This is a genomic window from Methylophaga sp. UBA4204, assembly GCF_002379485.1.
GTDB lineage: Bacteria > Pseudomonadota > Gammaproteobacteria > Nitrosococcales > Methylophagaceae > Methylophaga.
Genome location: NZ_DFTU01000053.1, coordinates 16,205 through 18,810 on the forward strand (window position 1 = coordinate 16,205; position 2,606 = coordinate 18,810).

Annotated in this window: 2 protein-coding genes; both read right to left on the reverse strand. The window is 48.3% G+C overall.

Going from position 1 to position 2,606, the window contains the following annotated elements; all coding sequences use genetic code 11:
- Nucleotides 1-2,427: translation initiation factor IF-2 (gene infB, locus B3182_RS07610; protein ID WP_292752206.1), on the reverse strand; the 2,427-nt coding region annotated here is incomplete at its 3' end.
- A gap of 3 nt (nucleotides 2,428-2,430) precedes the next feature.
- A partial coding sequence (locus B3182_RS07615; RefSeq protein WP_292752215.1) for a helix-hairpin-helix domain-containing protein occupies nucleotides 2,431-2,606 on the reverse strand: 176 nt, incomplete at its 5' end.

The window sequence follows — 2,606 nt, forward strand, 5'->3', positions numbered from 1 at the left end:
AACATCCAGACCTTTTTCGGCAATCACTTTACGTGCTGTGTTGTCTGCACGAACATTAAAGCCGATCAAAATCGCATCAGACGCAGCAGCAAGTTGTGCGTCAGTTTCATTAATACCACCAACACCTGAACCAACAACCCGGACCTGAACCATATCGGTCGACAACTTCTGCAGACCCTGGCTAACCGCTTCAACTGAACCATGAACGTCACCTTTGATGACCACATTCAACGTTTTCAGATCGCCGGCTTCCATTTTGTTGAACATATCATCCAACTTGGCTGCCTGCTGCTGGGCCATTTTCATTTCACGTGCTTTGGTCTGACGGAAACTGGCAATCTCTCTTGCCGTGCGATCGTCCGGAGCTACCTGCAATTCGTCACCTGATGCTGGCGTACCTGACAGACCCAATAATTCAACGGGGGTTGAAGGACCGGCTTCATCCATTGCCTGACCATTCTCATTGAACAAGGCGCGAACGCGACCAAATTCCTGGCCAACAACGACAATGTCACCTTTTCTCAACGTACCACGTTGGACCAGAACAGTTACCACCGTACCGCGTCCTTTATCGAGACGTGATTCAACAACAGTACCGTGAGCAGGACCTTTAACTGGTGCGGTCAATTCCATCACTTCAGCTTGCAGTGAAATCGCATCAAGTAACTCATCAACACCAAGCCCAGTCAGAGCTGAAACCGGTACAAACTGAACATCACCACCCCAATCTTCAGGGACGACTTCATGATTCGTTAATTCCTGTTTAACCCGATCCGGCGTGGCATCTGGTTTATCCATTTTGTTTACGGCAACAATCAGCGTTGAGCCGGCAGCTTTAGCGTGCTGAACAGCCTCGATTGTTTGCGGCATAACACCATCATCTGCCGCGACCACCAAGACTACGATATCGGTAACCTTGGCACCACGTGAACGCATTTCGGTAAACGCAGCATGGCCCGGTGTATCCAAAAAGGTCACTTCACCACGGCTGGTTTCTACTTTATAGGCACCGATATGCTGGGTAATACCACCCGCTTCGCCTGATGTAACCTTGGTACGACGGATATAATCCAGTAGAGAGGTTTTACCATGGTCAACATGGCCCATTACAGTAACAACAGGTGCTCTTGGAACCGCTTCGCCGGTAACTTCAATAGATGCTTCCAGGGCTTGTTCAACTTCGTTTTCCTGAACCGGCTTGGCAACATGGCCCATTTCTTCAACCAGAATAACAGCGGTATCCTGATCCAGGACCTGATTGATAGTGGCCATTGTGCCCATACCCATCAACGCTTTGATTACTTCGGCCGCTTTAACCGACATACGCTGCGCTAAGTCAGAAACTGAAATGGTATCGGGAACACTGACTTCACGAACAACCGGAGCGGTTGGACGGGAAAAACCATGTTCTGTTGTGGTTTCAACAGTCGCAGTTTTTTGTGAGACGCCTTTCTTCTTCTTGCGGCGACCTTTGCCTTCGCTGACATGAAGTTCTTTACGTTCAAATTCATCATCACGTTGGAACCGACCACGACGTGCGGGTTTATCTTTATTCGCAACGTGTTTTGCATCGGCTTCTTTACGATCCGGTTTCTGTTCTTTGGCTTGTGCTTCCGCGGCTGCAAGACGCGCCTCTTCCTTGGCCTTTTCTAAAGCTTCCTCTTCTTCACGAGCCTTTTTCCGCGCTTCAAGCGCTTTTTCAGCTTCGATACGGGCAAGGTTGGCAGCACGACGCTTGGCATCGGCTTCTTCCAGCTTTTTATGTGCTAATTGAGAAGCCGTCAATTCCGGTTTTGCCGCTTGTTTTTTGGCAGCGACAGATTTTTTTTCTTCTTTGAGTTTCGCTTCTTCGGCAAGAGCCTTTTGCTCTTCTTCTGCAGCTAAACGTGCCTCTTCATCTGCCAGCCTTTCGGCTTCGATTGCTGCGGCAACTGCTGCAGCTTCACGTTCAGACTCTTCTTTCTGCAGGCTGGTTTGTTCTTGCTGTTTGCGTGCTATTTCCTGCTGTCGAAGCTGCTCCTGACGGGCAACTTCTTCGGCGTGTGCCTGTGCTTGAGATGCAATTACAGGTTCTTCAGCAGGCGCACTGGCAGTGTTAGGTTCGGCATCAGACCGTTTGACAAAAGTGCGTTTTTTACGAACTTCAACACTGACACTTTTACCGGCTTGACGAGATGTGCCTCCACCTAATTTAATTTCACTGACTGATTTACGTTTCAGTGTGATTTTTTTAGGTGATGCATCGTTTTCACTGGCTGATTTGCCATGTCTTTGCTGTAAAAATTGCAACAGACTTTGCTTTTGGTCTTCCGTAATCAGATCATCCGGCTTTGAGACTTTAATACCGGCCTCATTAAGCTGATCAACTAAACGTTCAGGTGTGATACCGACAGTGTCGGCCAGGTCCTTAACCTTCATGTCACTCATTGGTTACTCCCCTGTTTCTGTTTGTTCGTCTGCAAACCATGACTCACGTGCTTTCATGATAAATGCGGCAGCTTGTTTTTCATCAATGCCACCCGCCTCAACCAATTCATCCACGGACTGATCTGCAAGGTCATCAATAGTGATAACACCCTGACTGGTTAACTTAGCAGCTAATTCAG